The organism is Mycolicibacterium duvalii, from assembly GCF_010726645.1.
GTDB classification, from domain to species: domain Bacteria; phylum Actinomycetota; class Actinomycetes; order Mycobacteriales; family Mycobacteriaceae; genus Mycobacterium; species Mycobacterium duvalii.
Window position 1 is genome coordinate 3,516,522 of sequence record NZ_AP022563.1, and the last position, 13,526, is coordinate 3,530,047.

14 protein-coding genes are annotated in these 13,526 nt (G+C 69.4%); 7 read left to right on the plus strand and 7 right to left on the minus strand.

The annotated features are described in order from the left end of the window. Window positions 1-876, plus strand: coding sequence for a 3-hydroxyisobutyrate dehydrogenase (mmsB, locus tag G6N31_RS16605; protein WP_098002496.1), 876 nt, complete (start codon window positions 1-3; stop codon window positions 874-876). Here the strand turns inward: mmsB and G6N31_RS16610 are convergent. Continuing rightward, the gene (locus G6N31_RS16610) at window positions 851-1,528 is read right to left on the minus strand and encodes a TetR/AcrR family transcriptional regulator (protein ID WP_098002495.1); all 678 of its coding nucleotides are present in this window, start codon (window positions 1,526-1,528) and stop codon (window positions 851-853) included. The two genes, mmsB and G6N31_RS16610, sit on opposite strands and share 26 nt — an antisense overlap. A 47-nt stretch (window positions 1,529-1,575) precedes the next feature. On the opposite strand from G6N31_RS16610, the gene G6N31_RS16615 reads away from it, so the two are divergent. Continuing rightward, window positions 1,576-2,940, plus strand: coding sequence for a glycosyltransferase (locus tag G6N31_RS16615; RefSeq protein WP_098002494.1), 1,365 nt, complete (start codon window positions 1,576-1,578; stop codon window positions 2,938-2,940). On the opposite strand, the gene G6N31_RS16620 is transcribed toward G6N31_RS16615, so the two are convergent. After that, the gene (locus G6N31_RS16620) at window positions 2,855-3,610 is read right to left on the minus strand and encodes an HAD family hydrolase (RefSeq protein ID WP_308207658.1); all 756 of its coding nucleotides are present in this window, start codon (window positions 3,608-3,610) and stop codon (window positions 2,855-2,857) included. The genes G6N31_RS16615 and G6N31_RS16620 overlap by 86 nt on opposite strands. A 105-nt stretch (window positions 3,611-3,715) precedes the next feature. On the opposite strand from G6N31_RS16620, the gene G6N31_RS16625 reads away from it, so the two are divergent. Both G6N31_RS16625 and G6N31_RS16630 read left to right on the plus strand, forming a co-directional pair. Beyond that, on the plus strand, window positions 3,716-4,378 hold the full coding sequence (locus G6N31_RS16625) for a response regulator (protein ID WP_098002493.1): 663 nt from the start codon (window positions 3,716-3,718) through the stop codon (window positions 4,376-4,378). After that, the gene (locus G6N31_RS16630) at window positions 4,375-5,589 is read left to right on the plus strand and encodes a GAF domain-containing sensor histidine kinase (protein ID WP_098002492.1); all 1,215 of its coding nucleotides are present in this window, start codon (window positions 4,375-4,377) and stop codon (window positions 5,587-5,589) included. Before G6N31_RS16625 ends, G6N31_RS16630 begins: the two co-directional genes overlap by 4 nt. A 2-nt stretch (window positions 5,590-5,591) precedes the next feature. On the opposite strand, the gene G6N31_RS16635 is transcribed toward G6N31_RS16630, so the two are convergent. The 4 genes from G6N31_RS16635 to secY are packed head-to-tail and all read right to left on the minus strand — an operon-like array spanning window position 5,592 to window position 8,786. Next, a complete protein-coding gene (locus tag G6N31_RS16635; RefSeq protein WP_098002491.1) occupies window positions 5,592-6,083 on the minus strand; it encodes a MarR family transcriptional regulator in 492 nt (163 codons plus the stop codon). After that, window positions 6,080-6,877, minus strand: a complete 798-nt coding sequence (map, locus tag G6N31_RS16640) for a type I methionyl aminopeptidase (RefSeq protein WP_098002490.1) — start codon at window positions 6,875-6,877, stop codon at window positions 6,080-6,082. The genes G6N31_RS16635 and map overlap by 4 nt, the downstream gene beginning before the upstream one ends. A 4-nt stretch (window positions 6,878-6,881) precedes the next feature. After that, window positions 6,882-7,427, minus strand: a complete 546-nt coding sequence (locus G6N31_RS16645; RefSeq protein ID WP_098002489.1) for an adenylate kinase — start codon at window positions 7,425-7,427, stop codon at window positions 6,882-6,884. Window positions 7,428-7,442: 15 nt separating this feature from the next. After that, the gene (gene secY, locus G6N31_RS16650) at window positions 7,443-8,786 is read right to left on the minus strand and encodes a preprotein translocase subunit SecY (RefSeq protein ID WP_098002488.1); all 1,344 of its coding nucleotides are present in this window, start codon (window positions 8,784-8,786) and stop codon (window positions 7,443-7,445) included. 228 nt (window positions 8,787-9,014) lie between these two features. On the opposite strand from secY, the gene G6N31_RS16655 reads away from it, so the two are divergent. From G6N31_RS16655 to G6N31_RS16665, 3 genes are read left to right on the plus strand one after another with little or no spacing between them, the layout of a single operon-like run. Then, window positions 9,015-9,938: an SAM-dependent methyltransferase gene (locus G6N31_RS16655; RefSeq protein ID WP_098002487.1), complete on the plus strand. Its 924-nt coding sequence runs from the start codon at window positions 9,015-9,017 to the stop codon at window positions 9,936-9,938. Window positions 9,939-9,952: 14 nt separating this feature from the next. After that, a complete protein-coding gene (locus G6N31_RS16660; protein ID WP_098002486.1) occupies window positions 9,953-10,852 on the plus strand; it encodes a class I SAM-dependent methyltransferase in 900 nt (299 codons plus the stop codon). 4 nt (window positions 10,853-10,856) lie between these two features. Beyond that, window positions 10,857-11,789 (plus strand): SAM-dependent methyltransferase, encoded by a 933-nt coding sequence (locus G6N31_RS16665; protein ID WP_098002485.1) that lies wholly within the window; start codon window positions 10,857-10,859, stop codon window positions 11,787-11,789. Here G6N31_RS16665 and sppA read toward each other — a convergent pair. Then, on the minus strand, window positions 11,755-13,521 hold the full coding sequence (gene sppA, locus G6N31_RS16670) for a signal peptide peptidase SppA (RefSeq protein ID WP_098002484.1): 1,767 nt from the start codon (window positions 13,519-13,521) through the stop codon (window positions 11,755-11,757). The genes G6N31_RS16665 and sppA overlap by 35 nt on opposite strands. Window positions 13,522-13,526 lie beyond the last annotated feature (5 nt).

A 13,526-nucleotide genomic window follows, 5' to 3' on the forward strand; every position in this document is an offset into this window, starting at 1 on the left:
ATGACGACGATCGCGTTCCTGGGCCTGGGCAACATGGGTGGCCCGATGGCGGCGAATCTGGTGGCGGCCGGCCATGACGTCCGCGCATTCGATCCGGTGAGCGCGCTGAAGGAAGCCGCGAAAGCCAGAGGCGCAACCGTTTTCGACACCGGCGCCGACGCCGTGGCCGAGGCCGACGTGATCATCACGTCGCTGCCCAACGGCAACATCGTCAAGTCCGTCTACGACGAGGTGGTGCCCGCCGCGAGATCCGGCTCGCTGCTGATCGACACGTCCACGATCTCGGTCGACGATGCCCGCACCATCCACGACCAGGCCGCACAGAAGGGTCTGGCCCAGATCGATGCGCCGGTCTCGGGTGGCATCAAGGGGGCGACCGCGGGCACGCTGGCCTTCATGGTGGGCGGTGACGACGATGCATTCGAGCGCGCCAAGCCGGTGCTGGAACCCATGGCGGGCAAGATCATCCACTGCGGAGCCTCTGGCGCCGGCCAGGCCGCCAAGTTGTGCAACAACATGGTGCTCGCGGTCCAGCAGATCGCGATCGGCGAGGCGTTCGTGCTGGCTGAGAAACTCGGCCTGCCGGCCCAGTCGCTGTTCGACGTGATCACCGGCGCCACCGGCAACTGCTGGGCCGTGCACACGAACTGTCCCGTGCCCGGGCCCGTACCGACCTCACCGGCCAACAACGACTTCAAACCGGGGTTCGCCACCGCACTGATGAACAAGGACCTCGGCCTGGCGATGGCCGCGGTGGCCTCCACGGGTGCGACGGCACCGCTGGGCAGCCACGCCGCGCAGATCTACGCCGACTTCGCCGTCGAGCACGCCGACCAGGACTTCAGCGCGGTCATCGAACTGCTGCGGGGTTCATGACCGTCTCGGCGAGCATGCGCCGCAACCATTTTCCGTAGGACTGCCGGCTCCACCGGCTGCGGTCGACGATCTTGAGGTAGGTCTCGACGTCGCCGAGCAGCGCGGCGGTCTCGACGAGCTCGTCGAAGCTCACGTCCTCGCGCAACCAACCGCGCTCCCGGAACACGACCATGACCCGCCGAATCTGCCGCTTGATCCCGGCGAGTAGGTCATCGAGGTAGCGGTCCAGCGCGGGATCGACGGCGGCGCCGCTGAACAGCGCCCGCGCGGTACGTGCGGACCGGGCATGCAGGTCGACCTGCATCGACACGATGAAGTCGAGCGCGTCACCCGCGTCGTCGACCTCAAAGAGCCGCGCACCGACGTCACCGTCGAGGATGTCCCGGTCACCTGTCTGCCCGAATGCGCTGTACTCGACGGCCGCGATCATCAGCGCGGCCTTCGGTCCGTAGGTCTGCACCGTCTCGACCGACACCCCCGCCGCCGCGGCGATCTTGGCCAGCGTGGTGGCGGCATACCCATGCTCGGCGAACAGCCCGGCCGCCGCTGCGACCACCTCCTGACGGGTCTGCTCGGCCTGCTGGCGGCGCAGAGTCGAACGGTACCGACGCGCCGTCGGCTTCCCCGGCTCGGATATTGACCTGTATGCCATAGTACTGAATACTACACGAAACTACTCAATCGGCCGAAGGAGCCACCGTGGCCTCGATTCTCATCGCCAGCGTGCCGATCCACGGCCACGTCACGCCGTTGCTCGCCGTGGCGCGCCACCTCGTCGACCGCGGTGACGACGTCCGGTTCCTCACCGGCACCCGGTTCGGCGAGTCCGTCACCGCCACCGGCGCACGACACCTCGCCCTGTCCGGGGACGCCGACTACGACGACCGCGTCGACCACGACAAGCGGTTCCCGCAACGTGCCGCGCTGAGCGGGGTGAAGGCCGTCGCGTTCGACATCGAGCACATGTTCGTCCGGCCGGTCCCGGCCCAGGTCGACGCCGTCCTGACCGCACACGCCGAGCAGACCGTCGACGTCCTCCTGGTCGAACCGACCTTCGCCGCCGCAGCGTTCCTGCTCGGCTATCCACGCTCCGCCCGGCCCGCGATCGTCGACTGCGGCGTGCTGCCACTGTCGTTCCCCAGTCGCGACGTCGCGCCCTTCGGGCTGGGTCTGCAACCGGCACGGTGGGGCAACCGGATTCGCAACGCCGTGCTGAGGATCGCCACCGAGCGCGTGATGCGCAGCGTCAGCGCCCTCAGCCACGACATCTACCGGGGCATCCACGGCACCGACATGCCGTTCTCGGTGATGGACTGGGCACGGCACGCCGATGCCGTCGTCCAGTTCACGGTCCCGTCGTTCGAGTATCCGCGCTCGGACCTGCCGCCGACCGTGCACTTCGCCGGTCCGCTCTCGGCCACCGGTTCCCAGGCTCCGCTGCCGCCGTGGTGGGGCGACCTCGACGGGACCACACCGGTCGTGCACGTCACGCAGGGCACCATCGCCAACAAGGACTACACGCAACTGATCGTCCCGACCGCCCGTGCGCTCGCCGACGACGACGTGCTGGTCGTGGTGTCCACCGGCGGCCGCCCGCTCGAGACGCTGCCGGCACTTCCGCCCAACGTCCGCGTCGCCGAGTACCTTCCGTACGACGAGTTACTCCCCCGCACAGACGTTTTCGTCACCAACGGCGGATACGGCGGCGTGCAGTACGCGCTGCGGCACGGCGTGCCGCTCGTGGTGACCGGCGGCAAGGAGGACAAGCCCGAGGTCGGAGCCCGGGTCGCCTGGTCGGGGGTCGGGGTGCAGATCCGCCGGGACCGGCCGACCGAACCGGCGCTCGGACGCGCGGTGCGGCAGGTTCTGGAGGATCGGAGCTTCCGCGATTCGGCGCGCCGGATCGCGGCCGACATGGCCGCCAGCGGTGGCTACCGCGTGCTGACCGACGTCATCGACGATCTGGCCCGCCGCGCGATCAGGCCGCGGTCGGCCTCGGGTGCGACTGATTCCACTCGTCGCGCACGTGCTGACAGTCGGCCAGATGGATCGGGGCGCCGCTGACGTCGTCACCGTCGACGAGCACCGTCGGCACCCCGGCGGCCGCGGCGATCCGCTGGTTCGCCGGCGACCCCGCGAACGCGAGCGAATCCTGAGGCGTCGCGCCGAGGTCGGCGAGCGCATGCTCGTAGAGGCTGCCGTCGGGCGCATCGTCCGGGGTGACCACCGTCGAGACCACCCCGTCGCCCACCAGCTGGCGCACCAGCGGCTCCACCCAGGCGTGGCTTCCGGTGCTGACGATGCCGACCGCGATACCGGCGCCGAACGCCTCGGTGATCAGGTCCACGATCCCGGCGCGCGGCGTCACGTCGGAATCCAGGATGGTCTCATCGAGGATCATCGCCTTGGTCGCGCAGATCTCGTCGACCAGCAGTTCGGCCAGCACGTCGCACTCGCAGCGCACACCGCGCTTACGCAGCTCGGCAGCCACCCGGGTGCGCTCGTCGGAGAGCACCTTCAGCTGCCGGTAGCGCTGCTCCGACCACACGATGTCGAGGCCGAGCTCGGCGAATGCGGCGTTGAATGCGGGCCGGTGTCCTGCGGAGTCGATGTCGGCGAGGGCGTCGAGGTCGAAGACCATCGCCTTGAGCGGGGCCATGTTCGCGTCGCTGGGTCGCGGCCAGTCCCACCAGAACCGGCCGGCACGCCAGGCTTTCTGCTCAATGCTCGTCACGATTGTGATGGTGGCCCAGATCACAACGCGGCCGCCTCCCCCACTTGGGGGATTCGACGCGCCAAGTTCACCGATGCGTGCCGGGGGCGGCCCTAAGGTTGGGGCATGGCCGACCCCGACCCGGTGCGAATCGTGCTGGTAGACGACCACGAGATGGTCATCGAAGGCCTCAAGGCGATGCTGGCCGCGTTCAGCAACCGGGTCACCGTGGTGGGGCAGGCCGTCGGTCCCGAGCAGGTGCTCGACGTGGTCACCGAGCTCGATCCCGACATCGTGCTGTGCGACGTGCGGATGCAGGGGTCCAGTGGTCTGGACGTGTGCCAACAGCTACGCCAGCGCGATCCGGACCGCAAGGTGGTGATGCTGTCGGTCTACGACGACGAGCAGTACCTGTTCCAGGCGTTGCGCGTCGGCGCAGCCGGCTACCTGCTGAAGAGCATCAGCAGTGAGGAGCTGGTCCGCCAGCTGGAGTTCGCGCACGGCGGTGCGACCGCGATCGACCCCGGGATGGCCGCCCGTGCGGTGGACACCGCCGCCCGGCTGCAGCGCGACGAGTTCTGGCCCGGCGCGCGACAGGGGCTCACCCAACGGGAGAGCGAGATTCTGGCGCTGGTGGTCAACGGGCTGTCCAACCGGGCCATCGCGGCCAAGCTGATCATCGGAGACGAGACCGTCAAGACCCATCTGAGCTCGATCTATCGCAAGCTCGGGGTCAGTGACCGCACCGGCGCGGTGGCCACGGCATTGCGGGAGGGCATCTACCAGTGAGCTCTTCCGCCAGGGCGGTACTGACCGCCGACCGGGAACTGGCGCTGCTGCGCGAGCTGATCCAGGCGGCCTCCAGCGGACCGGGGGTCGAGCCGTTGGCGGCGGCGGCCGCTCGGATGATCACCGCGGCCACCGACAGCGACGTCTGCTTCGTCCACGTGCTCGACGACACCGAACGGTCACTGACGTTGGCCGGCGCCACCCCACCGTTCGACTCCGAGGTCGGCAAGATCAGGTTGCCGCTCGGGCAGGGCATCTCGGGATGGGTGGCCCGCCACCGCAAACCGGTGGTGATCCGCAAGGACAAGGAGTCCGACCCGCGCTACCTGCCGTTCCGGTCGCTGCGCGGACGTGACTTCACCTCGATGGTGTCGGTGCCGATGGAGACGGCTCCGGGAGGCCTGGTAGGGGTGCTCAACGTGCACACCGTCGCCGAACGGGAGTTCGGGGACCGGGACGTGGAACTGCTGCTGGTGATCGGCCGGCTGATCGCCGGCGCCATGCACCAGGCCCGCCTGCACCGGCAGCTGGTGGCGCGCGAACGTGCCCATGAGAACTTCGTCGAGCAGGTCATCGAGGCCCAGGAACTGGAACGGCGGCGGTTGGCGAGCGACATCCACGACGGCATCTCGCAACGACTGGTCACGCTGTCCTACCGGCTCGACGCCGCAGCGCAGGCGCTCGATGACCGTGCGGCACTGACCGAGCAGCTGGAGCGGGCCCGGGAGCTGGCACAGCTGACCCTGCAGGAGGCCCGCGCCGCGATCAGTGGCCTGCGCCCGCCGGTGCTCGACGACCTGGGACTGTCCGGCGGGCTGGCCAGCCTGGCCCGCTCGATCCCGCAGATCGGCATCGAGGTCGACCTCGACGACACCCGGGTGCCCGACCACATCGAGCTGGCGCTGTACCGGATCGCCCAGGAATGCCTGCAGAACGTCGTCAAACACGCCCGGGCCACCCGGGCCCGGCTGACGTTCCGCCTCGACCGCACCGACGACGGGGACATCGCCCGCCTCGAGATCGCCGACGACGGCGTCGGCTTCGACACCTTCGAGCATCCGCTGGGCAGCGATGAGATGGGCGGCTACGGACTGCTGTCGATGGCCGAGCGCGCCGAGATCGTCGGCGGGCGGCTCAACATCCGCTCGCGGCCCGGGGCCGGGACCACGGTGACCGCGACGATCCCGCTGCCCTCGACCCCGGCGGATTAGGCTCAGAAATCGCCGGCGGTGCGGCGCAGCGTCTGGATGGACGCGGCCAGCGCCCGAGACTCGTCGGCCGACATCCCGATGTCGGCGAACACGTCGTGGTTCAGCGTCACCGTCGCGTCCTCGACGGTGGACCGGCCGAGGTCGGTGATCCGCACCAGCGTGGTGCGCCCGTCGGTGGGGTGCGGCAGCCGTTCGACGAGGCCGTCGGCCTCCAGCCGCCGGATCGCGTGGGTCACGCTGGTGACGTGCACCTGCAGCCGGTCGGAGGCTTTGGTGATCGGCAGCGCACCGGTGCGGCTGAACGCCAGCAGGCGCAACAGCTCATACCGGGAGAAACTCAGGTCGTAGGGCCGCAACGCGTTCTCCACCCGCGCCAGCAGAATCTGATGGGCCCGCATCACCGAGGTCACCGCCACCATGCCGTCGGCGACGTCGCCCCACCCGCTGCTCTCCCAGTTCGCGCGGGCGACCGCGATCGGGTCCCGGTTCGTCACGCCGTGAGGATGCGCGGTCCGTCGTCGGTGACCGCGACGGTGTGCTCCCAGTGCGCGGCGCGCGACCCGTCGGCGGTCACCACGGTCCACTCGTCGTCGAGCACCACGGTGCGCGTGGTACCCAGCGTCAACATCGGCTCGATCGCCAGCACCGAGCCGGGCGCCAGGTAGGGACCCCGCCCGGGTGCGCCCTCGTTGGGCAGGAACGGATCCATGTGCATCTGCCGGCCGATGCCGTGCCCGCCGTAACCGGCCACGATGCCGAACGACCGGCCGTGCCGCTGCTCGGCGGCGCGGGTACCGCGCTCGATCGCGTGCGAGACGTCGGTGAGCCGGTTGCCGGGCACCATCGCCGCGATGCCGGCCTCCATCGATTCGCGCGTCGCCTGCGACAACGTCTCGTCCTCGGCACGTGCCGTCCCGACGCTGAAGGTGAACGCCGAGTCGCCGTGCCACCCGTCGAGGATGGCGCCGCAATCGATGGACACCAGATCGCCCTCGACGAGGATCTCGCCGGCGGTCGGGATGCCGTGCACCACGCGGTCGTTGACCGATGCGCAGATGGTGGCCGGGAACCCGTGGTAGCCGAGGAACGACGGCACCGCACCGCCGTCGCGGATCACCGACTCGGCGACGGCGTCGAGTTCGGCGGTGCTCACGCCGGGCGCCGCGGCCGCGCGGACGGCTTTCAGCGCGGCGGCGACCAGGGCGCCGGCCGCGGCCATCGCGTCGAGTTCCCCGGCGGTGCGCTGCGCGACGACCTTGCGACCGCGCAGGCTGGGCAAAGACACCATGGGGCTAGCGGCCCAGGGCCTTGCGCGCCCGGGTGAAGACCTCGTCGAGATCGCCGACGGCGTCGACGGTGGTGACGGAGTCGCGGTAGTAGTCGAGCAGCGGAGCGGTCTCGTCGCGGTACACCTTGAACCGGTTGCGGATGACGTCCTCGGTGTCATCGGCGCGGCCGCGGCCCTTGAGCCGGTTGACCAGTTCCTCCTCGGGCACCTTGAACTCGAGCACCGCGTCCAGCGACAGGTTGCGCTTCTCGAGCATCGCGTCGAGGGCCTTGGCCTGCTCGACCGACCGGGGGAACCCGTCGAGGATGAAGCCCTGCGCGGCGTCGTCGTCGTCGAGCCGGTCGTCGACGAGCGCGTTGGTCAGCGTCGCGGGGACCAGGTCACCGGCGTCGAGGTACTTCTTGGCCTCAAGACCCAACTCGGTGCCGTTGGTGATGTTGAAACGGAACAGGTCACCGGTCGAGATGTGGGGAACGCCGAGGCTGTCGGCCAGCTTCGCGGCCTGCGTGCCCTTGCCCGCACCGGGCGGCCCCAACAACACGATTCTCAACTTAAGAACCCTCTCTCACTTCAAGAAGCCTTCGTAGTTGCGCTGCATCAGCTGGCTTTCGATTTGCTTGATCGTGTCGAGGCCGACGCCGACCATGATGAGCACCGCGGTGCCGCCGAACGGCAGGTTCTGCACCGAGCCGGTGTTGCCCATCTCCAGGAACAGGTTCGGCAGCACGGCGATCACACCGAGATAGATCGAACCCGGAAGCGTGATCCTCGACAGCACGAACCGCAGATAGTCGGCGGTGGCCTTGCCGGGCCGGATGCCCGGGATGAAGCCGCCGTACTTCTTCATCTCGTCGGCGCGTTCGTCGGGGTTGAACGAGATCGACACGTAGAAGTACGTGAAGAAGACGATCAGGCCGAAGTACATCGCGATGTATATCGGGTCGGCCGGGTTGGTCAGATTCTCCGCGATGAAGGTCTGCCACCAACTGGTGTTGGTGTTGGTTCCGTCGCCGGCGCTGGCCACCAGCTGACTGATCAGATGTGGAATGTAGATCAGCGAGGACGCGAAGATCACCGGGATCACGCCGGCCTGGTTGACCTTCAACGGCAGGTAGGTCGACGTGCCGCCGTACATCCGCCGGCCGACCATGCGCTTGGCGTACTGCACCGGGATGCGTCGCTGCCCCTGCTCGACGAACACCACGCCGATGATGATGACCAGTGCCGCCACGCAGACCAGGGCGAACACCATGCCACCGCGGCTCTCCAGGATGGTCTGGCCCTCGATCGGGATACGCGCCGCGATACCGGCGAAGATCAGCAGCGACATGCCGTTGCCGATGCCGCGCTCGGTGACCAGCTCACCCATCCACATCACCAGCGCCGCACCGGCGGTCATCACCAGCACGATGACGACCAGGGTGAAGATGTTCAGGCCCTCGCTCTGGCCCTCGATGATGTCGAGCGTGCAGCCCTGCAGCAGGCCGCCGTTGGCGGCCAGCGCCACGATGCTGGTGGCCTGCAGGATGGCCAGCGCGATCGACAGATAACGCGTGTACTGCGTCATCTTGGCCTGGCCGGCCTGCCCCTCCTTACGCAGCTGCTCGAACCGCGGGATCACCACCGTGAGCAGCTGCACGATGATGCTGGCGGTGATGTAGGGCATCACGCCGACGGCGAACACCGTCAACTGCAGCAGCGCGCCACCGGAGAACAGGTTGATCAGCGAGTAGATCTGCGCCGACTCCCCGCCGCTGACGTCGGCGATGCACTGCTGGATATTGGGGTAGTTCACCCCGGGTGACGGGATGGCCGCACCGACCCGGTAGAGGATCACGATCCCGAGCGTGAACAGGATCTTTCGCCTCAGATCGACTGTCCGCAGTGATGAGATGAAAGCCGAGAGCACTCTTTCCTCCTGCACGGCCGACTTGTCGATCGCGGCGTGCTCATGTGGCTGGCGTGACCAGCGTTGGTTTAAGTCGTGCGCGCGACGGCACGAGCAGGCATCCGGCCTGCGCAAGTCACGCGTTCAAACAGTCTACGAGACTAACAGTTGCCGCTCCGATGGCCCGAATCCGAGGCGTACAGTCGTGGTAGCTCCTTAAGTCAACTAACTAGTTTGTCGAGGTTTCCTATGCCCCGAAGTGATGACGACACCTGGGATCTGGCGTCCAGCGTCGGCGCCACCGCGACGCTGGTCGCCGCGGCCCGCGCCGTCGCGACCCGCGCTGCCGAGCCGCTCATCGACGACCCGTTCGCCGAACCGCTGGTGCGCGCGGTCGGGGTGGATTTCTTCACCCGGCTCGCCGCCGGCGAGCTGACGCCGGAGGACCTCGACGCCGGCGACGGCGAGTCGCCGGTCGGGATGAGCCGCTTCGCCGACGGGATGGCCGCCCGCACGCGCTTCTTCGACGAGTTCTTCGCCGACGCCACCGCCGCGGGTATCCGGCAGGCGGTGATCCTGGCCGCCGGACTCGACGCCCGGGCCTACCGCCTGGACTGGCCCGCCGGCACGGTCCTGTTCGAGGTCGACCAGCCCGAGGTGATCGCGTTCAAGCGCCGGACGCTGGCGCGGCTGGGCGCCGAGCCGGCGACCGAGCTGCGCACCGTGGCCGTCGACCTGCGGCAGGACTGGCCGGCCGCGCTGGCCGCCGCCGGCTTCGACGCCACCCGGCCGACGGCCTGGATCGCCGAGGGTCTGTTCGGTTACCTGCCCCCGGAGGCCCAGGACCGGTTGCTGGACCAGATTTCCGCGCTGAGCCCTCCGGGTAGCCGACTGGCCGCCGAAGGCGTGCCCGCACACCAGGCCGAGGACCCCGCCGAGATCCGTACGCGGATGCAAACCTCCACCGACCAGTGGCGCCGGCACGGATTCGACCTGGACTTCTCGGAACTGGTGTTCCTCGGGGATCGCTCCGAGCTCCCCGGGTATCTGATCGGCCAGGGCTGGACGGTCGAGGCGGTGCCCACCAATGATCTGTTGCAGCGCTACGGACTCGACCGGCTCGACACCGACGAAGGCTTCGCCGAAGTCGTCTACGTGACGGCTCAGAGGTAGGAGGACACCGCACGATGGCACGAACCGATCGCGACACCTGGGATCTGGCCTCCAGCGTGGGGGCGACCGCGACGTCGGTGGCGTCGACACGCGCCTTCGCCAGCCGCGGGCCCGACCCGCTGATCGACGACCCGTACGCGGTGATGCTGGTCGAGGCCGTCGGGCTGCCGCATTTCATCAAGGTGGCCCACGGCGAGATCGACTTCGATTCCGATCCGCTGTTCGGCGCCCAGCTGATGCGTGAGCAGATCGCGGTGCGCACCCGCTTCTTCGACGATTTCTTCGCCGAGGCGGGACGGGCCGGGATAACCCAGGCGGTGATCCTGGCTGCCGGACTCGACGCCCGGGCCTACCGCCTGGACTGGCCGAAAGGCACCGTGGTCTTCGAGGTGGACCAACCCGACGTGATCGAGTTCAAAACCCAGGTGCTGGCCGAGGACGGCGCACAACCGAAAGCCGAGCACCGCACCGTCGGCATCGACCTGCGCGACGACTGGGCCGCCGCGCTGCGCGAGCACGGTTTCGACCCCTCGGCGCCCACGGCGTGGATCGCCGAAGGCCTGCTGATCTACCTGCCCCCGGATGCGCAGGACCGGCTGCTGGACCACATCACCGCGCTGAGCGCACCGGGCAGCCGACTGGCCACCGAGCACATGGACGCCAAGGCGCTGACGGGCGAGTGGGCCAGAGCCATGACCGAGCGCGCGCGCCGGCACGGTAGCGACGTCAACCTCGAGGAGCTGTTCTACAACGGTCCGCGCACCTCGGCCGCCGAGCATCTGCGGGCCCAGGGGTGGGAGGTCGACATCCTTCCCACCACCGCCGCGTATCGGGCGCAGGGATTCGAGCCGCCGCGCAACGACCTGATGGCGATGATCGGCGACTCCGGCTACCTGTCGGCCCGGTTGGGATAGCGACATGGCGCGCGCCGAGGATGACACCTGGGACCTGGCCTCCAGCGTCGGGGCCACCGCGACGATGGTCGCCGCCGCACGGGCGATGGCCAGTGCCGACCCCGACCCGCTGATCGACGACCCGTTCGCCGGCCCGTTGGTGCGCGCGGTCGGCATCGATCTGTTCACCAGGATGCTCGACGGCGAGCTCGACCTGTCCCTGTTTCCCGACATGACCCCCGAACGGGTTCAGGCCATGATCGACGGGATGGCCGTACGCACCAAGTTCTTCGACGACAGCATGCTGGCGTCGGCGGCGGCCGGAGTCCGTCAGGTCGTGATCCTGGCATCGGGTCTGGACGCGCGCGCCTACCGGCTGGGGTGGCCGCCGGAAACCGTGATCTACGAGCTGGACCAACCGCAGGTCATCGAGTTCAAGACGCAGACGCTGGCCGGGCTCGGCGCGCAGCCGCGCGCGACCCGGCGAACGGTCGCCATCGACCTGCGGCAGGACTGGCCGGCGGCGTTACGCGACGCCGGCTTCGACGCGACGCAGCCGACGGCCTGGCTGGCCGAGGGTCTGCTGATCTACCTGCCCTCCGACGCCCAGGATCTGCTGTTCGACCGGATCACCGCGCTGTCGGCCCCCGGCTCGACGGTGTCGACCGAGTATGTCCCCGGCATCGTCGACTTCGACACCGAGAAGGCCCGCGCGCTGGCCCAGCCACTGCAACAGCACGGCCTCGACCTCGACATGTCCACCCTGGTCTACGCCGGCGAGCGCAGCCACGTGGGGGACTACCTGGGCGGCCTGGGCTGGGCGGTGACCGCGACACCCCGCGACGAACTGTTCGCCCGGTTCGACCGCGCGCTGCCCGAGGACGCGACCGATCAGGATCCACTGGGCGGCCAGATCATCTACGTCAGAGCCGAGTTGGCCCCAACCACAACACGTTGACGCCGCTCAGCGAGCGCTGGGTGTGATCGACGACGTCGGCCACCGAGCGAAACGCCAACCCGCCCAGTGCCTCGGACAGGGTCGCGGCCGGCTGCGAGGACGGCTTGGGCCGCAGCATGTCGAACAGCGACGAACCGGGCAGGTGCACGAGGGTGACCTTGGCGTCGGCGTCCAGACCGGCCAGCAACTTGGCCCGGCGGATCGCGGTGCGCAGGCCGCCCAGTTCGTCCACCAGACCCCGCTCATGGGCGTCGGCACCGGTCCACACCCGGCCGCGGGCGACCTGCTCGACCGCCTCCACGCTCATCGACCGGCCGTCGGCGACCCGCGCGACGAAGTCGGTGTAGAACAGGTCGGCCTCAGCTTCGACGTGGGCCTGCTGCTCCTCGGTGAACGGCGCGTTGACCGACCACGCGTCGGCATTGGCGTTGGTGCGCACGGTGTCCGAACCGACGCCGAGGCGGTCCTTGAGTCCGCGGGCCACCAGCTTGCCGGTGACCACGCCGATCGAACCGGTCAGCGTGCCCGGGTTGGCGACGATGGCGTCGGCCGCCATCGACACGTAGTAGCCGCCGGAGGCGGCGACCGCGCCCATCGACGCCACCACCGGGGTGCCGCCTTCGCGGGTGCGGACCACTTCCCGCCAGATGGTCTCCGAACCGGTCACCGACCCGCCGGGACTGTCGACCCGCAACACGATCGCGGCGACGTCGTCGTCGGCGGCCGCTTCCCGCAGCGCCGCGGCGATGGTGTCCCCGCCGGCCGCCGAACTGCCCATCGGTGACATCTGCCTCCCGCCCCGGCCGCTGACGATCGGCCCCGACAGGGTCACCACCGCGATGGTCGGCTGGCTCTTCAGGCCGGGCATGGCCGGTTTGCGGGCCCGGGCGTAGCGCGACAGGTAGAGCCGCGGCGGGGCGTCGTCGGCATCCGCGTTTCCGGAGGCGGCGCCCGCGTCGAGACCGGCAATGTGCGCATACGCCTCGTCCCGGAATCCGACGCGGTCGATGAGTCCCGCGGCCAGCGCGTCGTCACGGAGCAGCGGCGCCCGGTCGGCGAGCGCGTCCAGGGCGCCGACGTCGACCTTGCGCACGGCGGCGATCGCTTCCCAGACCTGCGCGCGCAGGCTGTTCACCAGCGCGGAGTCGGCTTCGCGGTGGGCTTCGGTGTAGCCGTGCTCGGTGAACAGGTTGGCCGCCGACTTGTACTCGCCGCGCGCCACGAACTGTGCCTCGACGCCGAGCTTGTCCAGCGCGTCGCGCAGGAACAGCGCACTGGTGGCGAACCCGATGAGGCCGACGGTTCCCGACGGCTGCATCCACACCTCGCCGAACGCCGAGGCCAGGTAGTAGGACAGGGTGCCCGGGTAGGTCTCGGCCCACGCCAGCGACGGCTTCTTGGCGGTGAACGCCGCGATGGCCTCCCGCAGCTCCTGCACCGGGCCGGGCGGGGCGGCGGTGATCTGGACCCGGGCGATCAGCCCGGCCACCCGTGGGTCGTCCGCGGCCCGGTGGATCGCGTCGACGGCTTCGCGCAGCAGCAACGGTTTGGGCCCCAATGCCCCGGACAGGATGGCGATCGGGTCGAAGCCCGTGGTCTCCGGCGGCACGTTCTGCAGGTCCAGCTCGAGGATGCAGCCATCGGGTACACCCTGGTGACGGGCGGTGTCGACCTTGCGGGCCAGGTGGCGAACGTCGTCGAGGCCGGGCAGACCGGACAGCAGAGAGAGCATGGTCG

Excerpts from the sequence above, each read along its gene's own strand:
- mmsB (WP_098002496.1), top strand. The coding sequence starts at position 1 with ATGACGACGATCGCGTTCCTGGGCCTGGGCAACATGGGTGGCCCGATG.
- G6N31_RS16610 (WP_098002495.1), bottom strand. The coding sequence starts at position 1,528 with ATGGCATACAGGTCAATATCCGAGCCGGGGAAGCCGACGGCGCGTCGG.
- G6N31_RS16625 (WP_098002493.1), top strand. The coding sequence starts at position 3,716 with ATGGCCGACCCCGACCCGGTGCGAATCGTGCTGGTAGACGACCACGAG.
- map (WP_098002490.1), bottom strand. The coding sequence starts at position 6,877 with ATGGTGTCTTTGCCCAGCCTGCGCGGTCGCAAGGTCGTCGCGCAGCGC.
- G6N31_RS16655 (WP_098002487.1), top strand. The coding sequence starts at position 9,015 with ATGCCCCGAAGTGATGACGACACCTGGGATCTGGCGTCCAGCGTCGGC.
- G6N31_RS16660 (WP_098002486.1), top strand. The coding sequence starts at position 9,953 with ATGGCACGAACCGATCGCGACACCTGGGATCTGGCCTCCAGCGTGGGG.
- G6N31_RS16665 (WP_098002485.1), top strand. The coding sequence starts at position 10,857 with ATGGCGCGCGCCGAGGATGACACCTGGGACCTGGCCTCCAGCGTCGGG.
- sppA (WP_098002484.1), bottom strand. The coding sequence starts at position 13,521 with ATGCTCTCTCTGCTGTCCGGTCTGCCCGGCCTCGACGACGTTCGCCAC.